Source organism: Anaerophaga thermohalophila DSM 12881 (genome assembly GCF_000191885.1).
In the GTDB taxonomy this organism is placed as follows: domain Bacteria; phylum Bacteroidota; class Bacteroidia; order Bacteroidales; family Marinilabiliaceae; genus Anaerophaga; species Anaerophaga thermohalophila.
In genome coordinates this window covers 1-17,320 of the sequence record NZ_AEWI01000024.1, presented here as the reverse complement: position 1 = coordinate 17,320, position 17,320 = coordinate 1, and the positions used below count along the sequence as shown (strand labels likewise).

The following is a 17,320-nucleotide window of genomic DNA, read 5'->3' as shown; positions in this document are numbered from 1 at the left end:
TAATCTAATAATCTATTAATCTATTAATCTATTAAGGCTATCTTTGTCATGCTCGTTTCATTTCTTCTGAAACCTGTCGGTTAAAAAGTTCTTACCCGCATTTATTCATCATCTGCAATTTGCAAGAATATAAACTCTTTTCTGGTTTTCGCTGCTTTGTTACGCTCACCATGTTTCGATATTATAGCGTATAAAACAGGAACAACAACCAGTGTCACAAAAGTAGACACTATCAGTCCGCCTATAACCACAACCCCCATAGGTCGCCAGGTTTCGGAACCGGTACCTGTACTTAAAGCCATCGGCACCATACCCAGAATAGTAGTAAAAGCGGTCATTAAAACAGGACGCAGACGTGATTGACCGGCAAGTGCAATGGCTTCGTTCAGCTCGTATCCTCGCTCACGCATAAGGTTAATGTAATCCACCAGCACAATACCGTTTTTCACAACAATACCTACCAGCATTACCGCTCCCAGTGCACCTATCATGTCAAGAGAAATACCGGTAATAAACAATGCCAGAACAACGCCCGAAATGGCAAACGGTACCGCCATCATAATAATGAAAGGTTTACCCATATCTTCGAACTGAGAGGCCATAACAATGTAAACCAACATCACGATAAGGAGAAACAACATTCCTATATCTGCAAAAGTCTCCTGCTGGTCTTCATAATCACCTGCCAACTGAATGGTTATTCCTTGTGGAATTTCGACCTTGTCAAGCGCTTTCTCAATGCCCGAAGCCAATTCCCCCAGTGATACCTGGTACGGGGTGACTGAAACGGTGACAATTCGCTGACGTCTTTTACGCTCAATGGTAGGAGGCGACCAGTATTCATCAATATTGGCAACCTCTCCGAGTTTAATATTGCCCGCAGCTGTCGGAATGGACATTGCTTCAATGTCACTAATTGAGTTTCTGTCTTCTTCAAGTATCCTGACAACAATGTCGTATTCATCACCCTCTTCCTTAAAATAACCTGCAGGCATTCCATGAATACGATTATAAGCCATATTGGCAACATTTACAGCATCTAATCCATGCCGGGCAAGTTTTTCTTTATCCACATCAATTTTCAACTCAGAACGATCTTCTTCCCGACTGACGGTTATATCTCTGGCACCCGGAACATTCTCCCTGATCGTACGTTCCACCGTTGCTGCCAGTATATTAGTTCTATCGAAATCGTGACCATATATTTCCACATCAACAGTTGATGCCCCCTGACTACCCATGCCGGAAACAACCTCTGCCTGATATTCAATTATTTCAGGATGTTTTGCCATTTCCTGACGCAGCACTTCAGCAATGTCGAATGCACTTCTTTCACGTTCCTTCTTGTCAGACAAGACGATTGTCATTGAGATTTTTTTATTGGAAGTAGCAATAAACATAGCACCAATACTCGCCTCATCGTTCGAGCCTACAGTGGTGGCATATCTTTCTATTTCGGGAGCCAGCTCCAGGAATCGGGCTTCCAGCATTCTTGCTGTTTTCATCGATTCTTCAACCCGCGTTCCCCGTTGCAACTCGACAGTTACCGAAATTCGTCCCTGGTCGCTTTGTTGCATAAAATCGGTTCCGATAAGTCCCAAAAAAAGAGGTAGCAAAGTAACAATAAACAGAACAACAACTACAGCAAGCGTCGTCTTTTTACGCTTTAAAATGGTACTTAAGAATCTAGAGTACCATGCGTCCACTTTGTCAAGTGTACTGACAACATATTTCTGATACCAGTTTTCCTTTGGTTCCTGCGGAATAATATGTCCATGTTCATCTACTTTGATTGGAGCGGACTTCAATAATTTCGAAGCCAGCATCGGTGTTAATGAAATAGCAACAAGGGTTGATGTTACCACCACAATAGTGACAATCCAGCCCAATTCGCTAAACATGATACCGGCAAGACCGCCAAGCATGGTTAAAGGCACAAATACTGCCACAATAACCAAGGTAGTGGCAATGACCGATACCCAGACTTCATTTGTCGCATAAATGGCTGCCTCACGCGGACTGGAGCCACGCTCTACATGCCTGGTTATATTCTCGAGCACCACAATGGCATCGTCCACCACCATACCAATAGCCACCGTTAACGATGACAAAGAGATGATATTGAGAGAACTGTCAACTAAAGCCAGATAAATAAAGGAAACAATCAGGGCAATAGGAATAGTGATGCCAATAATCAACGTAGCACGCCATCTTCCCAAAAACACAAGCACAACCAAAACAACAAAGAGGAGGGCATACATGATAGACTCTTCCAAACTGCTGATAGAGTCTCTGATGTTGTCGGAAGAGTCATATACCACATTCAACTTGACGTCGGCAGGCAATATTTTCTGAATTCTGGCCATTTCTTCATTAACCTTCTGACAAATCTCAACAGTATTTGCCCCGGATTGCTTTGCTATAATAATCCGGACACCATCGCGGCCGTTAATTTTTTCATCGAGCGTCAAATCCTTTATGGTATCGCGAACAGTAGCCAGGTCACGAACAAAAACCTGTTGACCATCCTCAGTCGTTGTGACCACAATATTTTCAATTTCGGAACTTTCTTCATATTCACTTCGAAGCTGCAACTGATACTGCTCCTTCTTCATTTTAACAGTTCCGGAGGTACGGTTGATGTTATTGTTGCGTATTGCTGCACCCACCGCTTCAAGAGTTGTATTATAGGTATCCAGTTTTTCCTGGTCCATATCCACATAAATGTAACGCTCAGGCGAACCGGAAAGGGAAATATTACCAATTCCATCCACACGGTTGAGCTGTGGCATTACAACATCATTCAGAAGCTTATCCAGACCGGCATAACTTACATCGGCCGTTACCGAATATACGATAATCGGCATAGAACTGGTGCTGAACTTAAAAATGAAAGGAGTTCCGGCACCTTCAGGAAGTTCGTCTTTAGTCATATCAATGTACGATCGTACATCGTTAATGGCCTCATCAATGTTCATTCCCCATTCCAGCTCAAGGGTTACCATGGACATATTGTCCTGCGAATTGGAGGTCAGCTCTTTCAGACCGTCAATGGAGTTAAGACTGTTTTCGAGTAACCTTGTTACATTGGTCTCCACCTCACTGGCATTAGCTCCCGGATAGGAAGTCATCACCGAAATATAAGGCGGGTCAATTTCAGGAAATCGGTCAATAGGTAACTGTTGAAGAGAAAACAGGCCTATAACTATGACGGCTACAAAGATCAGAGCAGTTGTAACCGGTTTATTTATAGATGTTTTGAATATACTCATATCACACTAAATCGTTTGTTTCAAAAATTACTCTTTCGGGCCATTGCAGGCGTCAGTCAATAGCAACATCAGCATAACCCGCAAAAAAAGGTTACTCTACTACTTTGAGCTTAGCGCCATCCACCAGTTTGGCTTGTCCGGTAGTTACCAGCTCATCACCACTTTTCAGGTTTCCGGATTTTATCTCAACCATATCATCATGACGCTGTCCGAGTACTACAGATACCCTTTTGGCCACACCATTATCATTAACAAACACATATCGGTTATTAGCGCCTGTTAGTTTCAGCACAGCCTGATAAGGAACCATTAGAGCTTCAACCTCGTTCAAATTCATAGAAGTATTCACATACATTCCCGGACGCAATTCTAGATCGGGATTGGAAATTCTGATTTTAAGCTGGAAAGTGTGAGTATCCGGATCTACCATCGGATATACAATTTCAACAGCTGCAGGGAAAGTCTTGCCAGGATAAACCTCCGATTTAACGTCCAGCTTCGTACCTTCCTTGACATACGGAACATAAGATTCCGGTACGCTTATCAACGCTTTTAAGACATAATTTTTTGTAATGGTCAAAATAGGGCTTCCGGTAAAAAGTTCTCCGGCTTCATAATTTTTGGCAGTAATGACTCCATTAAAAGGCGCCCTGACAAAAGTATTGGGTTCCAAGAATTCAAGATTTTCTTTTGCCTGATCATAAGCCAGCTTTGCCTGATCGAACTGTTGTTGGGAAACCGTACCGGTTTCATTCAATATTTTAAGTCGCTCATAATCTTTTTTTGCATTGGTGTAGGTCAACTTGGCGTTGTTATATTGCTGCTGATCCATACGAACCAATAAATCACCTTTTTTCACAATAACACCAACATCAACAAAAATACGTTCAATAGTTCCGTTTATTGACGGCGCGATGTTGACGGTTTCGTAACCTTCAAGTGTTGTAGAAAGCTCTATCTTCCGCGATATTTTAGAAATTCCCAGCCTGGTAGTTTTAACAGTACTAATGTTTGGGGTTTCCTCACGGCTATTATCATCGGATGATGCGCAATTAACCATAAAAAGTCCCAGAACGCCGACAATCATGATTTTTAAAAAATAATTCATGCTATTCATTTTTATTTTTTATGAATTAATGATTTTCTATATTATATAAATGACAAAATATTTCATTAAAATCTTGTAATAATCTGAAAATTAATTGTTTATTTCCCAACAGGAAGCATCTTTTAAAATGCAGAATACCAAAATTCTATGATCCGAATTGTATCAATAAATCTAACGGCCAATATTGGATGACAACAGCATCAAACTTTGAATTGCCGAATCAATCGTACATCTGAGCATTAAGCAACTTTTCAAGTTCGATTTGAGCATTAACCACCTCCAACAATGCCTGCACATACGTATTTTGAGCAGAAATCAACTCCGATCCGGAATTGGTAACATCAAGACTGGAAGCCACTCCCTGCTCATACTTACGTGACATATTATCAAAGACCCGTTGCACAACAACCAGATTTTTCACTTGAGTCTGGTAAGTTTCATAATTTGATTTAAGATTATAGCGCAACTGGCGATGCTGGATAATAAGTGATTCGCGGGTATCGTCAAGCAAATTGGCTTTTTGCTCATAGTTAAATTTTGCCTCTTTCACAGCTTTATATCTACTACCACTGGAAAAAACAGGGATGTTAAGCGTCAGACCAAACATATTAGGCGGCGTTGAATTCATCGTTTGTTCATCGCTCAGATAATCTTTTTCGGTGTATTGATAAAAAGCAGTAATCGAGGGTGCATATTGCCATTTTTTAAGAGATAGCTGTTTTTCAGCCAACTTAACATTTTGTTGCATCAATTGATAGTCGTAATTGTTGTCGAGCATAAAATCAGCATCCAGTAAAGCCATGGCCCTTTCAGCATCCATCAACTCCTCAATAGTCTGAGTCAATTCAATTTCAGAATCAACATCAAGCCCCAATTGTAATCTCAATGAATTATATGCCATCTCCAATGAACGTTTGGTTGAATTCACATTGGTTTCCATAGAAGCCACCTGAACTTCAATTTTATCAGCATCAGTTTGTTCAGCTATACCTACCTCAACCGACTTTTGTGTAAGCGTAAGAAGATATTGAAGATTTTTAAGATTTTTCTCCAGAAGATCAGTTGTTTTCTCAAGTACCAATGCGGAATAATAGAGTATTTTCACCTGATCAGCGACCTCGTCTTCGGTTTGGTCATGTGAAATATTGGCCATCTCTTTCGAGATATTTTCCAGTTGAACACTGATCAGTTGCGCTCCGCTAAAAGATACGCTGGCCCTTCCGCTATAATTAATTGAATTGGGCATAGAAATCTGAAATTCGCCCAAATCCATTGAATACCCAAACATATTATTGTATTCAATCGAACCGCTCACCTGTGGCAGCATCGTTGCAAGCGCTTGCCAACGGATGGCTTCAGCCTTTTTTACCTCTAATGAAGCATTTTTTAAGGTGCGATTATGTTCCCATGCATATTCGCGAGCCTCTTTAAGAGTCAGACTAACCTTTTCCTGCGCAAACGTAGTAGTAATACCCACAAAAAAGATTGTCAACATTAAAACAAAAATCCTGTTTCGCATATTGTTTTTAATTTTGATTAAATCAGAAAATCCAAATTCCTTCCATCAGTATAAAATAAGTCTAAGTTATTGGTCGGATAGAACTCGCATGCAAGACTTTATACATATTCTTGATGTGGTATGCCTTGTCAGACCCGTTTTATCTTACATCTTACCATCTTAAATCTATTAAAACAATCTTTGTCATGCTCGTTTCACCCTGTATTATTCAGATGCAAATAACTCATCATTATCGCAGAGGAAAAAATAAAATCAAGGAAACTATAAGAGTTTTCAATAATCGGACAAAATATTCGGGTTATGCCATTCATTGAAGAATAGTTCCGATGATTGACGCTACAGTCTTTTCATTGAATACCTGAAAGAAAGGAAGAATAATATCGGTAATTGTCATATTTTTGTTGCAAAATGGAATAAAATCTACCTGAAACACATTACATTATGCTTAAAAGTATTGCCAAATTATATAAATCCCTGCCAAGCGCGGCTACCTGGATTATGCTGGCCCTCTTTTACTTTTCGCTGGGAACGCAGATTAGCACTGTAAAAGGGTTATTTCATGCCGTGGTGCTCACTTCAATGCAATACCTGGTTTACAATCTTAACCTCAGAAGGTTCATGCCGCATTATTACGACCACTATAAAAATAAATTCAGGCATTACAATGCAATTTTGATAATTGGACTGTCTGTATTGGGCGTTTTTCTGGAATCGGTTTTTTACGATATATATCCCAATATGGCTCCCAGAAATTTCAATTTAATTGCGCCATTCATATTTTATCTTGTTTTGTGTCTAATGGCTTTTTGGGTTAGCATGACCAAGTACCTGGTCGAAAAACAGGAAAAAAACAACATTGAAATTGAGACCCTTAAACGGGATAAAGCGGAAAGCGAACTTAAATTTCTGAAGACCCAGATCAACCCACACTTTCTGTTTAATGCCTTAAACAATATCTACACCATGGTTTACACCGGTGATGAATCGGCACCCGAAAAAATCACTATGCTTTCCTATATGCTCCGGTATGTTTTATACGACTGTGAATCAGATTATATCAGCCTGTATAAGGAAATCGAGTATATCAACAGTTTTTTGGAGTTTCAGCAACTTAAAACTGAAGAAAAACAAAATATCAGTTTCAACATTGGAAAGTATGATGAAAATTATCAAATTGCCCCGATGCTTTTGGTTACTTTTGTAGAAAATGCTTTTAAACACAGTAAAATTGAAAAAGATAAATCAGGTTACGTGAAAATAAAACTTAAACAAACCAAAGATCAATTTACATTTAGCGTAGAAAACAGCAAACCGTCCATCAATATCACAAAAAAACCGTCTATATCAAGAGGTATTGGCATTGAAAATGCCCGCAACAGATTAGAGTTACTTTATCCGAATAAGCATAGTCTGGTTATTATTAATGAAGAAAATCTTTACAAAGTTGTTTTGAAATTGCATAAATAAATCTTCTTTTTGCATCAACAAAAACCAACAGGCTAATAAAAAATGACCTATCAGGAAAAATATAACTGTATTGTAATTGACGATGAATATCTGGCCCGAAAACTCATGGCCGATTATATATCTAAAATTCCGCAGTTCAATCTTGTGGACTCTTTTGACACGCCGATGACTGCTATCAATACCATCAGCCATGGAGATATTGACGTCATTTTTACAGACATTGAAATACCGGATATGTCGGGCATGGATTTCATCAAAAATCTGATGGTACCGCACGGCCCTCTAATCGTTTTCGTCACGGCCTATCCGCAATATGCTGTTCAGGGATTTGAGGTAAATGCGGTAGAGTATTTGCTAAAACCCGTTTCTTTTCCCAGGTTTGTAAAAGCGGTTAATAAAATTATTACGATTCTCTCCTACAAACAAAAATTTAAAAAACTGGAAGCGAGCCAGTCCGAAAAAGACAATCCCGCCGACAAAGAGAACCATAATAAGGAAAAGGATTTTATCATTGTAAAAAGTGACCGCAAAATGGTCAAACTCAAATATAATGATATTCTTTATATTGAAGGTGCCCTGGAATACGTGACTTTTTATACCCCGGAAGCAAAATATATGGGACTCTTCTCCCTCAGAAAACTGGAAAAAGAACTTCCTGTAAAAAAATTTATGCGCATCCACAAATCTTATATAGTTGCCCTGAATAAAATAACCGAGATCAACGGCAATCGCGTAAAAGTAGGATCAAACGATATTCCCGTAAGTAAAACAATGAAACCAAAGCTATTGAATTATTTTTCGGGTGAAAATGATCAGTGAGTACGCTGTAAAAAGCATATTTTTGCCAAAAACAAGGCGTTTTATTAACCAACAAACCTAAGACTAAATTATGAGCATCGATACAGAACAGGTTCCCTCTCCTGCTTATGTGATGGATGAATCATTGCTGCGTAAAAATCTGGAATTAATCCGGAGTGTACGCGACCGTGCCGGCATTGAAATCATCCTGGCTTTTAAAGCGTTTTCATTATGGCCGGCATTTCCAATTGTTCGGGAATATATACCGGGCGCCACAGCCAGTTCCATCCATGAGGCCCGCCTGGCTTTTGAAGAGATGGGCAGTCCGGCACACACCTACAGTCCGGCATATACTGAAAAAGATTTCCCCGGAATAATGCAATACAGCAGCCATATTACCTTTAACTCCGTGGCGCAATATGAAAGATTCAGACCGATGCTCAAATCTCATGAAAAACATATTTCGGCCGGATTACGCATTAACCCCGAATATTCAGAAGTTTCTACCGATTTATATAATCCCTGTGCACCAGGATCACGGCTTGGCATTATAGCCGAAAAAATGCCGGAAAGATTACCAGATGGCATAGAGGGCCTTCATTTTCATGCCCTCTGTGAATCGTCAAGCGATGAACTGGAAAAAGTCCTGAAAAATGTTGAAGATAAATTCGGCAATCATTTAAAACAGATTAAATGGCTTAATATGGGTGGCGGCCATCTGATGACCCGAAAAGATTATGATGTAGAGCACCTCATCAACCTACTGAAAACATTCAGGGAAAAATGGAACCTGCATATCATTCTGGAACCGGGCAGCGCCTTTGCCTGGGAAACAGGTGTATTGGTTTCGGAAGTTGTGGATATAGTAGAAAATCACGGCATTCAAACCGCCATTCTTAATGTCAGCTTCACGGCACACATGCCCGACTGCCTTGAAATGCCTTACAAACCACGGATAAGAGGCGCCCATCACAAGCCGGTAAAAGAACTCCCCACTTACAGAATGGGAGGCAACAGCTGCCTGGCAGGCGATTTTATCGGTTACTGGAGTTTTGATAATCCGCTGAAACCCGGCGACAGGATTGTGTTTGAAGACATGATCCATTATACCCTGGTGAAAACCACCATGTTCAACGGGGTACCACATCCGGCTATCGCTTTCTGGAATGACAAAGACGGTCTGAAAATAGTCAGAAATTTTGGCTATGAAGACTATAAATCCAGAATGGGATGAGCCAAAGAACCAACCTGTTTAAATACAAATTAAAAACAAACAAAATATTTTTCTCATTTATTCTGAAACATCGGTTCATATTCTGCCGTAAATACAAATGCAACACGCCACAACCAAAGCTTCCCATTTTATTCATAAATAATAAATTACATTTTCAGTTAAAAAGTTGCAAAAAGTTATTGATAAAGAGAAATAAACTTAATACTTTTAAAGAAAAAACAATTTCATTCATGTTTCAGGATACAACACTAAGATATAGAATAAAATTGGGATTTGAAGAAATAAAATTTCCTCCCTTCGAAGATATCCTGGTTATCGGGAAAAAATCTCCCCAGGGAAAAGTTGGCATCTCAAAACTATTTGAATTACTTGTTCCCAACGAGTTTGAAACAATCGACGTTGATGACCCAAAAGTTGAAGCCATATACATAAACCGGAATATTTTAAAAAAAATTGAAACAGAAAAGATTTTAGAGATGTTAAAACAGAAAGTTTTTCCTTATATTTCGCCTTCCGAAATCCTCAGAGTAGATTTCAAGTTAAAAATCGATTACGATACTATTGATTTGGAAATATAAGACCATGCAAATCGAACCTTACATCGAACAGAACTACCCCAAAACTGCACCATTAAAAGGCATCAACGAAATTGAAGACGAACTGATCCACCAACGCTTCTTCATCGTATTGGAAGAAACCGACAAATACGTGGGAATGCTGACCGTCCCTGATGTTTTAGCACGGAAGAAAAAACTCGTTGCCGATTGCCTGTTACCTAAACCCTGTATCTCGCCCGACTCCACTATTGACCAGGCCATGAACCTGCTTTCATCAACCAACCTCCCTGCTTTGCCGGTAATAGACAGCCAACAAAAATTTTATGGCGTGCTTTTGCAGGACAAGCTGATAGGTACATTTCAAAAATGGCAGTGTGAGAAAAAGAGCCAGGAAGAAAAGGAAAATTCTTCGCCCGAAAGAATTAAGCAGGAATTTATCCGAAACATATCACACGAGATACGAACACCGCTGAATGCCATCCAGGGACTTTCGGAAATACTGATCTATTCGGATATTTCTAATGTAGACAAAGAAAATTTTGCAGCACTTTTACATGCAAAAACCGACGAGCTTCTTCAACTGGTTGATTCACTTTTACATTTGTCAAAAATCGAGTCCGAAGAGTCTATTCCAAAAAGCCAATCTGATGTTGAACCGGACCCTCTTTTTCGTGAAATACTGGTACAAGCCCGCAAAACTCTGACCAACTACAAAAAAGAGCATCTGCACATTTCATATTCGATGAACCTGCCTGAAAACCATCGTTTTAAGACCAATCTCCCCTATCTGAAGGAGGTAATGACACATCTGGTCAATAATGCAATAAAATTTACCGATGAAGGCTCTGTTATTTTCGGCAGTCACCTGGATGAAGAGGGAAAGACTGTCTTTTATGTAAAAGACACTGGTGTTGGTATTCCTCCTGAAAAACAAAAAATCATCTTCAAAGCGTTTGAAAAAGGAGCACCAAACAACTCAAAATTTTATCCCGGCATCGGAGTAGGGCTTACCATTGCCTCCAAAATCGTAGAACTTTCCGGTGGAAAAATATGGTTCGAATCGGAGATCAATAAAGGAACCAGTTTTTATTTTAGTATATAAACATTTTTGTTGGTAGTTGCTGATTGTCCTGCAAAGCTTTAGCGAAGAAGGGGCTTTAATAAAAGCTTTTAGTGCTCGTCTATAAACCCGCAAAAATTTTCACAATAAGTGTGGCTGCCCTTAGAGTGCCGGTTGCCAGGCTTGCAAAGCCGCCCATAACGGAGTTCCGAGTGTCCTTTTTGTTGAGAGTGTCAAAAAAGTAATTCTTTGGAAAAACCGAACTCAATCCTTTCTATCGAAAGTATTGTTTTTTCAATTAGTTAGAGGCTGCTGAAAAAATCAGCAGCCTGTTTCAAATTTATTTTCATCCGTATATAATTTATTTTTAAGGTCGGATGGAACTCGCATGCAAGAACTTATACATATTCTTTTGTGGCAAACCTTGCCATGCTCGTTTCCATTGTTCTTTTTGACATTGTCCCAAAAAGAACCAAAAAGGTCTGGTCCGCTTAAACCTGTCTTCCCGCGAAAACCAAAATTTCCGGCCATTGCACAAGGCCATGAAGGTCGCCCATTTTGGTTTCCCGCCCGCCATCCGCCGGCCCGGAAAGCAGACGGGCCACCGCGACTTTTTAATAGTTAAAATCGTTCATTATTGTAACATTCATTTTTTACTACTTATCTGTTCGGCTCCCATTTCGCGAAGTTTATATTTCTGTATCTTTCCACTGGCGGTTTTTGGAAAATCGTCCACAAAAAACACATGCTTCGGAATTTTGTAACGGGCAATCTGTCCCCTGCAAAAGTCCTGAACGCCTTCTTCCGTCAGCGATTTTCCTTCTTTTAATTTAATGAAAGCGCCAACAATTTCACCATATTTTTCATCCGGCAGACCAACAACTTCAACCATTTCGACCTCCGGCATATTGTATATATAATTCTCTATTTCACGCGGATAAATATTCTCCCCGCCCCGGATAATCACGTCCTTAATCCGACCGGTAATCTGGTAAAATCCTTCATCGGTTTTTACCGCGAGGTCGCCCGAATGAAGCCACCCATCCTCATCAATAACATTCCTGGTAGCCTCCGGATCATTGTAATACCCCTTCATCACGTTATAGCCACGGCAGCATATTTCGCCTTGCTGATTAGGTCCAAGCTTTTCGCCTGTTTCAGGGTCAATAATTTTAACTTCCACGCCGGGCAGTTCCTTTCCTACAGTAGTCGCCCGTATTTCCGGTGGATCGAAAGTCCGGGTGGTAGTCATTCCCGGCGACGATTCCGTCAGTCCGTAAACAATAATGATCTCATCGCAATGCATTTTGGTCATTACCTGCTTCATGGTATCGATCGGACAAAGAGAACCGGCCATAATACCTGTACGCAGTGACGTAAGATCGAACATATCGAACATCGGGTGATTCAATTCCGCAATAAACATGGTCGGCACTCCGTAAATAGCAGTACATTTTTCCTTCTGAACCGCTGCCAAAACCATAAGCGGATCAAAATCTTCGGTAATGACCATGCTCACCCCGTGCGTAATAACTGCACAGACACCGAGAACACAGCCAAAACAATGAAAAAGCGGGACACACAGTAAAGCACGGTCATCAGGTGTATATTTCATGTTATCGCCAACCCCCTGACCGTTATTAACAATATTATAATGCGTCAGCATTACGCCCTTTGGAAAACCGGTTGTCCCCGACGTATATTGCATATTAACGACATCGTGACAATTTACTCCTTCTTTACGTTTTTCCAACACCTCATCGTCAACATGATTGCCCAGCAGGAGAAGCTCAGGTGTATTATACATGCCACGATGTTTCTGAGGTCCAAGAAAAACGACATTTCTAAGTTCGGGAAATTTCTCACTTCTGAGGTGACCTCTCTGGCTGGTTTTCAGTTCGGGAACCAGTTGAAAAATCATATCCACAAAATCACTGTCGCGATAGCCGTCGATAATACAAAGCGTGTTCAGGTCAGCATTTTTGATAAGATATTCCAGTTCTGCAAGCTTGTAACTGGTGTTTATGGTAACAAGTATGGCACCGATTTTTGCAGTAGCAAACATCAAAGTGGTCCAATCCGGTACATTATTCGCCCATATACCCACTTTATCACCCGGCTGAACGCCAATGGCAATAAGTCCTTTGGCCATTTTGTCCACCCGCTCGTTAAATTCGCTGTAAGAAAACCGAAGCCCCCGGTCGGGATAAACCATAAAGTCGTGATCCGGCATTTGCCCGGCCCACTTTTCAAGTAAATCGCCTAAAGTATCTTCTATTGGTTGAAATGACATAGTGTAAAATTTTTCAGAAAGAACTAAACCGGTAAATAAACTACGGCCAGAACAAGTGCTTTTTCATTGTTCAATGCCCTGATCCGATGCTTCACAATAGAATCATAATAAATACTGTCGCCTTCAACCAACCGGTGCGTTTCTTTTCCATACGCTACTTCAATACTTCCTGACAGAACATAAATAAATTCTTCGCCCTCGTGGGCCGAAAATTTTTGTCCGGTTACGTCATCTCCGGGAAACACCTCGATGAGAAACGGGTCCATGTGACGGTTGCTCTTCTGGCAAGCCAATGACGAAAAGGTCAGATTCTCTACCTCATTTGTTCCGGGTGCATTCATACTTCCCAAAGGTCTATTTTCTCCTTTTTTGGTGACAACAACACCCTTATCCTGCTGATCGTCCAGGAAAGTACCCAGTCTGACACCAAATACCCTGGCAAGCTTAATGAGTGTTCCCAACGAAGGCTCCACCTTACCGGATTCTATTGCGGCCAATTGCTTTTCGTCGATTCCGGCACGTTTTGCCACTTCCGGTAATTCGAGTTTCTTATCCGTTCTTTGTAATTTAATCTTTTCTCCAGGTTTCATAAAAAGATTGTTAGATGATTAAATACCGACACCAAAAAAAGGGTTTTTTAACAAAATACACAACAATTTACGCGTTTTTATTATGGATCGAAAGTGAGAAACACTGTCTCAAACTTGTTAACAGCCCTTAAGTGAGCAATAACAAAGCTTACCTTATACGGGAAAATTCACTATTTTTGCACCTTCATAAATGAGTGCAGTCTAAAACGCCTTTTGACCCCTAAATCCCCTAAAGGGGATTTTTTCAAACTGCTGATTTTTAGCAGTTCTCCTTTAGGGGTCAGGGGTAAAAATGGTAAAAATCAGCAGTTTGAAGGCCTTTTATACTACACTCATAAAAAAAAAAATCATGCATAGCATTCCGGTTTATCCCGAAGCAAAAGGACTCATTTTTGATCTGGACGGCACCATTGCCGACACAATGCCGGCCCATTTTATTGCCTGGCGCGAAACATGCAGGAAACACGGCATTGAGTTTACAACAGACCTGTTTAATCAACTTGCCGGCATTCCCCTGTACGGCACAGTTGAAAAACTTAACGAAATGTTCGGCACCAATATGGACCCGCGAAAAGTTGGCGAAGAAAAAGAAGAACGCTTCAGGGCAACTCTGTCGCAAACTAAGCCTATCGAGCCCGTTGCCGAAATCATACGTCACTATCATGGTCTGCTGCCCATGGCTGTAGGTACAGGAGGTCAGCGTAAAGTAGCAGAAGAAACGCTGAAAACCGTTGGAATGGATAAATATTTCGATATTATTGTCACTTCTGATGATATTACCAACCCCAAACCACATCCGGAGACTTTTCTGAAATGTGCCCGACGCATGAACATAGAACCAGAGTATTGCCAGGTTTTTGAAGACGGAATACTTGGTATGAAAGCTGCCCGCGATGCCGGAATGATGGTTACAGATGTGACAGACTATTACGAAGTAACAACCGGACAGACACATGATAAGTAAGAAATTTTCCCGACTTTACAGACGGGCACTAAATAATATGTCAATAGATCGAAAGATTCTTAGATGTCAGATAAATCATATAACTTTCAGAAACTGTATTTTAACAGATACAAGTTTTTGACATGAAAAAATTGGTTTTCAGTATATATATTGTAAAAGTCTAACAGAGTGCTGATATGCAAAACGACATCAAAACGCTGATAAAAATCAAATCAGAAATGGCCTTCTTTCTGATGTTCCTCATCTTTTTCGTGATACTTATTGCCTAAGTTAGTCACAACAAACGGGAGCTATTGTTTTGTCTATCTTATCGTTTCCTGAAAGATGGAATGTAGAGGACTTTGGCTTTAAACTTTAAGGAGAGCATCATGGAAGAACATTTCGATTTCAGCCCCAATCCTCTGGTCAAATTTCTTAAAAAGGAGCCGGAAAATTTCACCAGGGAGGATATCATCAATTATATGTCGGCAAATAATGTTAGACTTTTAAACTTTCGATATCCAGGAGAAGACGGACGTTTGAAAACCCTCAATTTTGCTATTCACAGTATCGATCATCTCAGAAGAATTTTAACTTTCGGAGAAAGAGTTGACGGCTCAAGTTTGTTTTCATTCATGGAGACCGGAAGCAGTGATCTTTATGTGGTTCCACGATATCACACTGCGTTTTTGAATCCATTCTCCGATATGCCGTCACTGGAAATACTTTGTTCTTTTTTTGATTATACCGGAAGCTTGTTTGAGCTGTCTCCTGAAAATATTCTCAGGAAGGCATCGCACTATTTCACTCAATCTACCGGGCTGGAAATGAAAATGCTGGGAGAGTTGGAATACTACGTAAACAGTTCAACAGCGAGTATTTTCCCCGCTACCGACCAAAAAGGTTATCATGAGTCGCAACCATTTGCCAAATTTGAATGGATGCGCAAAGAAGCCCTCAGGCTGATTGCTGAATGTGGGGGCCAAATTAAATACGGTCATTCCGAAGTAGGAAATTTCACAAGAGGTGATGAATCGTTCGAACAACATGAAATAGAATTTCTGCCGACCAGACCGGATATTGCTGCCGACCAGATACTTATTGCCAAATGGATTTTAAGAATGCTGGCGGAAGAATTAGGTGTTGAGATCAGCTTTGCCCCAAAAATCAGTACCGGAAAAGCAGGCAACGGGTTACATTTTCATATGATGGTGCTCAAAGACAGACAAAATATTGTCATGCAAAATGAGCTGGTAAGTCCTACCACAAGAAAAATTATCGCAGGCATTCTTGACTTGGCCGATGCACTAACGGCATTTGGAAATACCGTCCCCACTTCTTACCTGAGACTTGTCCCCAATCAGGAAGCACCTACATATATATGCTGGGGAGAAAGAAACCGCTCAGCGCTTGTAAGAATACCGCTCGGATGGTCGGGTAATAAGGATATGGCAGGTGTAGTTAATCCGGGAATGCAAAACAACAACCAGGCTACGATAAACAATCTTCAAACATTCGAATTCAGAGTTCCCGACGGAAGTGCCAATATCCATCTCATCATGGCAGGATTGTTGGTCGCCGCCGTGCATGGACTAACTATGCCCGACGCACTGGAAAAAGCCGAAGCACTCTACGTAAAAGGAAACATTTTCCATACTTCGGATTTCAAGCATCTGAACCAGCTTCCATCGTCGTGCTTTGAATCGGCTCAAAGACTTGATTCGAAAAGGGATATATTCATCGGAAGCGGCGTATTTCCCCGAATGATCATTACCCACACCATCGACATACTCAAAAATTATAATGATATTAATATCAGGGAAGAAATCTCTGCTGATAAAAATAAAGAAAGAGAACTGGTCATAAAATATATTCACTGCCAATAAAATACTTTGATGTTGACAGCCTTGTTTCTGACCATTAGCAGTGCTTATTGTGACATTTATTGCTGTTACCCTTACCATAGGTGAACCAATGAATGATATTTTCGCCTCTATCCAGAAAAGTATTCAGAAAGTGTAGCCATAACCGGGCTGGTCAAAACCATCCTGGAAGAAAAAATCTTCAGCCCGAAAGATTGAAAGCGATGCAGAACATCATCCATTTTTGTTTGTTAAAGGATAAAAAAGATAATACTATGAAACGAGCATGATAAAGACAGCCTTAATAGATTATCAGATTTTTAGATATAAGTAATTTAGTCAGTAGTTTTTAGTCAGTAGCCAGTAGTGTGAATTATAAACACAACATACGTCTTTGCGTTTTAGCTTTTTTTACCAACCCCTGCAACACCACAGTTTGCCCGTATAAAGAAAAAATATTTATATTGATGAAACGAGCATGGCAAGGTTTGTCTTAATAGATTATCAGATTTTTAGATTTAAGATTTAAGATGAAAAAAGCATGACAACGTTTTTCCACAACAGAACATGTATAACACCATTTAACCTCTAATCATCTAAGAAAACAAAAACAGGGA

At 40.2% G+C, this 17,320-nt stretch carries 12 protein-coding genes; 7 read left to right on the top strand and 5 right to left on the bottom strand.

What is annotated here, in order from left to right; translation table 11 throughout:
* Window positions 1-101: 101 nt before the first annotated feature.
* The 3 genes from ATH1_RS0108970 to ATH1_RS0108960 all read right to left on the bottom strand — a co-directional run bounded on the left by ATH1_RS0108970 (window position 102) and on the right by ATH1_RS0108960 (window position 5,899).
* Complete coding sequence (locus ATH1_RS0108970) at window positions 102-3,272, bottom strand: efflux RND transporter permease subunit (RefSeq protein WP_010420406.1); 3,171 nt, start codon at window positions 3,270-3,272, stop codon at window positions 102-104.
* A 91-nt stretch (window positions 3,273-3,363) separates the two neighbouring features.
* On the bottom strand, window positions 3,364-4,380 hold the full coding sequence (locus ATH1_RS0108965) for an efflux RND transporter periplasmic adaptor subunit (protein ID WP_010420404.1): 1,017 nt from the start codon (window positions 4,378-4,380) through the stop codon (window positions 3,364-3,366).
* Window positions 4,381-4,600: 220 nt separating this feature from the next.
* On the bottom strand, window positions 4,601-5,899 hold the full coding sequence (locus ATH1_RS0108960; RefSeq protein ID WP_010420402.1) for a TolC family protein: 1,299 nt from the start codon (window positions 5,897-5,899) through the stop codon (window positions 4,601-4,603).
* Between the two features lie 441 nt (window positions 5,900-6,340).
* Here ATH1_RS0108960 and ATH1_RS0108955 point away from each other — a divergent pair, with 441 nt between their 5' ends.
* The 5 genes from ATH1_RS0108955 (at window position 6,341) to ATH1_RS0108935 (ending at window position 11,057) form a co-directional block, all read left to right on the top strand.
* Window positions 6,341-7,366 (top strand): sensor histidine kinase, encoded by a 1,026-nt coding sequence (locus ATH1_RS0108955; protein WP_010420400.1) that lies wholly within the window; start codon window positions 6,341-6,343, stop codon window positions 7,364-7,366.
* Between the two features lie 42 nt (window positions 7,367-7,408).
* Window positions 7,409-8,185: a LytR/AlgR family response regulator transcription factor gene (locus tag ATH1_RS0108950; protein ID WP_010420398.1), complete on the top strand. Its 777-nt coding sequence runs from the start codon at window positions 7,409-7,411 to the stop codon at window positions 8,183-8,185.
* A gap of 70 nt (window positions 8,186-8,255) precedes the next feature.
* On the top strand, window positions 8,256-9,398 hold the full coding sequence (gene nspC / locus ATH1_RS0108945; protein ID WP_010420396.1) for a carboxynorspermidine decarboxylase: 1,143 nt from the start codon (window positions 8,256-8,258) through the stop codon (window positions 9,396-9,398).
* A 230-nt stretch (window positions 9,399-9,628) separates the two neighbouring features.
* Window positions 9,629-9,976 carry a hypothetical protein gene (locus ATH1_RS21830; RefSeq protein ID WP_029164049.1) on the top strand — a complete coding sequence of 116 codons (348 nt, stop codon included), beginning with the start codon at window positions 9,629-9,631 and terminating at the stop codon, window positions 9,974-9,976.
* Between the two features lie 4 nt (window positions 9,977-9,980).
* A complete protein-coding gene (locus ATH1_RS0108935; RefSeq protein WP_245531757.1) occupies window positions 9,981-11,057 on the top strand; it encodes an ATP-binding protein in 1,077 nt (358 codons plus the stop codon).
* A 604-nt stretch (window positions 11,058-11,661) separates the two neighbouring features.
* Here ATH1_RS0108935 and ATH1_RS0108925 read toward each other — a convergent pair.
* Both ATH1_RS0108925 and ATH1_RS0108920 read right to left on the bottom strand, forming a co-directional pair.
* Complete coding sequence (locus tag ATH1_RS0108925) at window positions 11,662-13,308, bottom strand: AMP-binding protein (RefSeq protein WP_010420386.1); 1,647 nt, start codon at window positions 13,306-13,308, stop codon at window positions 11,662-11,664.
* A gap of 23 nt (window positions 13,309-13,331) precedes the next feature.
* Window positions 13,332-13,898: a helix-turn-helix domain-containing protein gene (locus ATH1_RS0108920; protein WP_010420385.1), complete on the bottom strand. Its 567-nt coding sequence runs from the start codon at window positions 13,896-13,898 to the stop codon at window positions 13,332-13,334.
* 349 nt (window positions 13,899-14,247) lie between these two features.
* Between ATH1_RS0108920 and ATH1_RS0108915 the strand changes: the two genes are divergently transcribed.
* A complete protein-coding gene (locus ATH1_RS0108915; protein WP_044115119.1) occupies window positions 14,248-14,862 on the top strand; it encodes an HAD family hydrolase in 615 nt (204 codons plus the stop codon).
* A 368-nt stretch (window positions 14,863-15,230) separates the two neighbouring features.
* Entirely contained in the window at window positions 15,231-16,727 is a 1,497-nt protein-coding gene (locus tag ATH1_RS0108905; RefSeq protein WP_010420382.1) for a glutamine synthetase family protein, read from the top strand.
* Window positions 16,728-17,320 lie beyond the last annotated feature (593 nt).

What these genes read in the sequence shown, in the direction of transcription:
- ATH1_RS0108970 (WP_010420406.1), bottom strand. Translation starts at nt 3,272, where the DNA reads ATGAGTATATTCAAAACATCTATAAATAAACCGGTTACAACTGCTCTG.
- ATH1_RS0108965 (WP_010420404.1), bottom strand. Translation starts at nt 4,380, where the DNA reads ATGAATTATTTTTTAAAAATCATGATTGTCGGCGTTCTGGGACTTTTT.
- ATH1_RS0108960 (WP_010420402.1), bottom strand. Translation starts at nt 5,899, where the DNA reads ATGCGAAACAGGATTTTTGTTTTAATGTTGACAATCTTTTTTGTGGGT.
- ATH1_RS0108955 (WP_010420400.1), top strand. Translation starts at nt 6,341, where the DNA reads ATGCTTAAAAGTATTGCCAAATTATATAAATCCCTGCCAAGCGCGGCT.
- ATH1_RS0108950 (WP_010420398.1), top strand. Translation starts at nt 7,409, where the DNA reads ATGACCTATCAGGAAAAATATAACTGTATTGTAATTGACGATGAATAT.
- nspC (WP_010420396.1), top strand. Translation starts at nt 8,256, where the DNA reads ATGAGCATCGATACAGAACAGGTTCCCTCTCCTGCTTATGTGATGGAT.
- ATH1_RS21830 (WP_029164049.1), top strand. Translation starts at nt 9,629, where the DNA reads ATGTTTCAGGATACAACACTAAGATATAGAATAAAATTGGGATTTGAA.
- ATH1_RS0108935 (WP_245531757.1), top strand. Translation starts at nt 9,981, where the DNA reads ATGCAAATCGAACCTTACATCGAACAGAACTACCCCAAAACTGCACCA.
- ATH1_RS0108925 (WP_010420386.1), bottom strand. Translation starts at nt 13,308, where the DNA reads ATGTCATTTCAACCAATAGAAGATACTTTAGGCGATTTACTTGAAAAG.
- ATH1_RS0108920 (WP_010420385.1), bottom strand. Translation starts at nt 13,898, where the DNA reads ATGAAACCTGGAGAAAAGATTAAATTACAAAGAACGGATAAGAAACTC.
- ATH1_RS0108915 (WP_044115119.1), top strand. Translation starts at nt 14,248, where the DNA reads ATGCATAGCATTCCGGTTTATCCCGAAGCAAAAGGACTCATTTTTGAT.
- ATH1_RS0108905 (WP_010420382.1), top strand. Translation starts at nt 15,231, where the DNA reads ATGGAAGAACATTTCGATTTCAGCCCCAATCCTCTGGTCAAATTTCTT.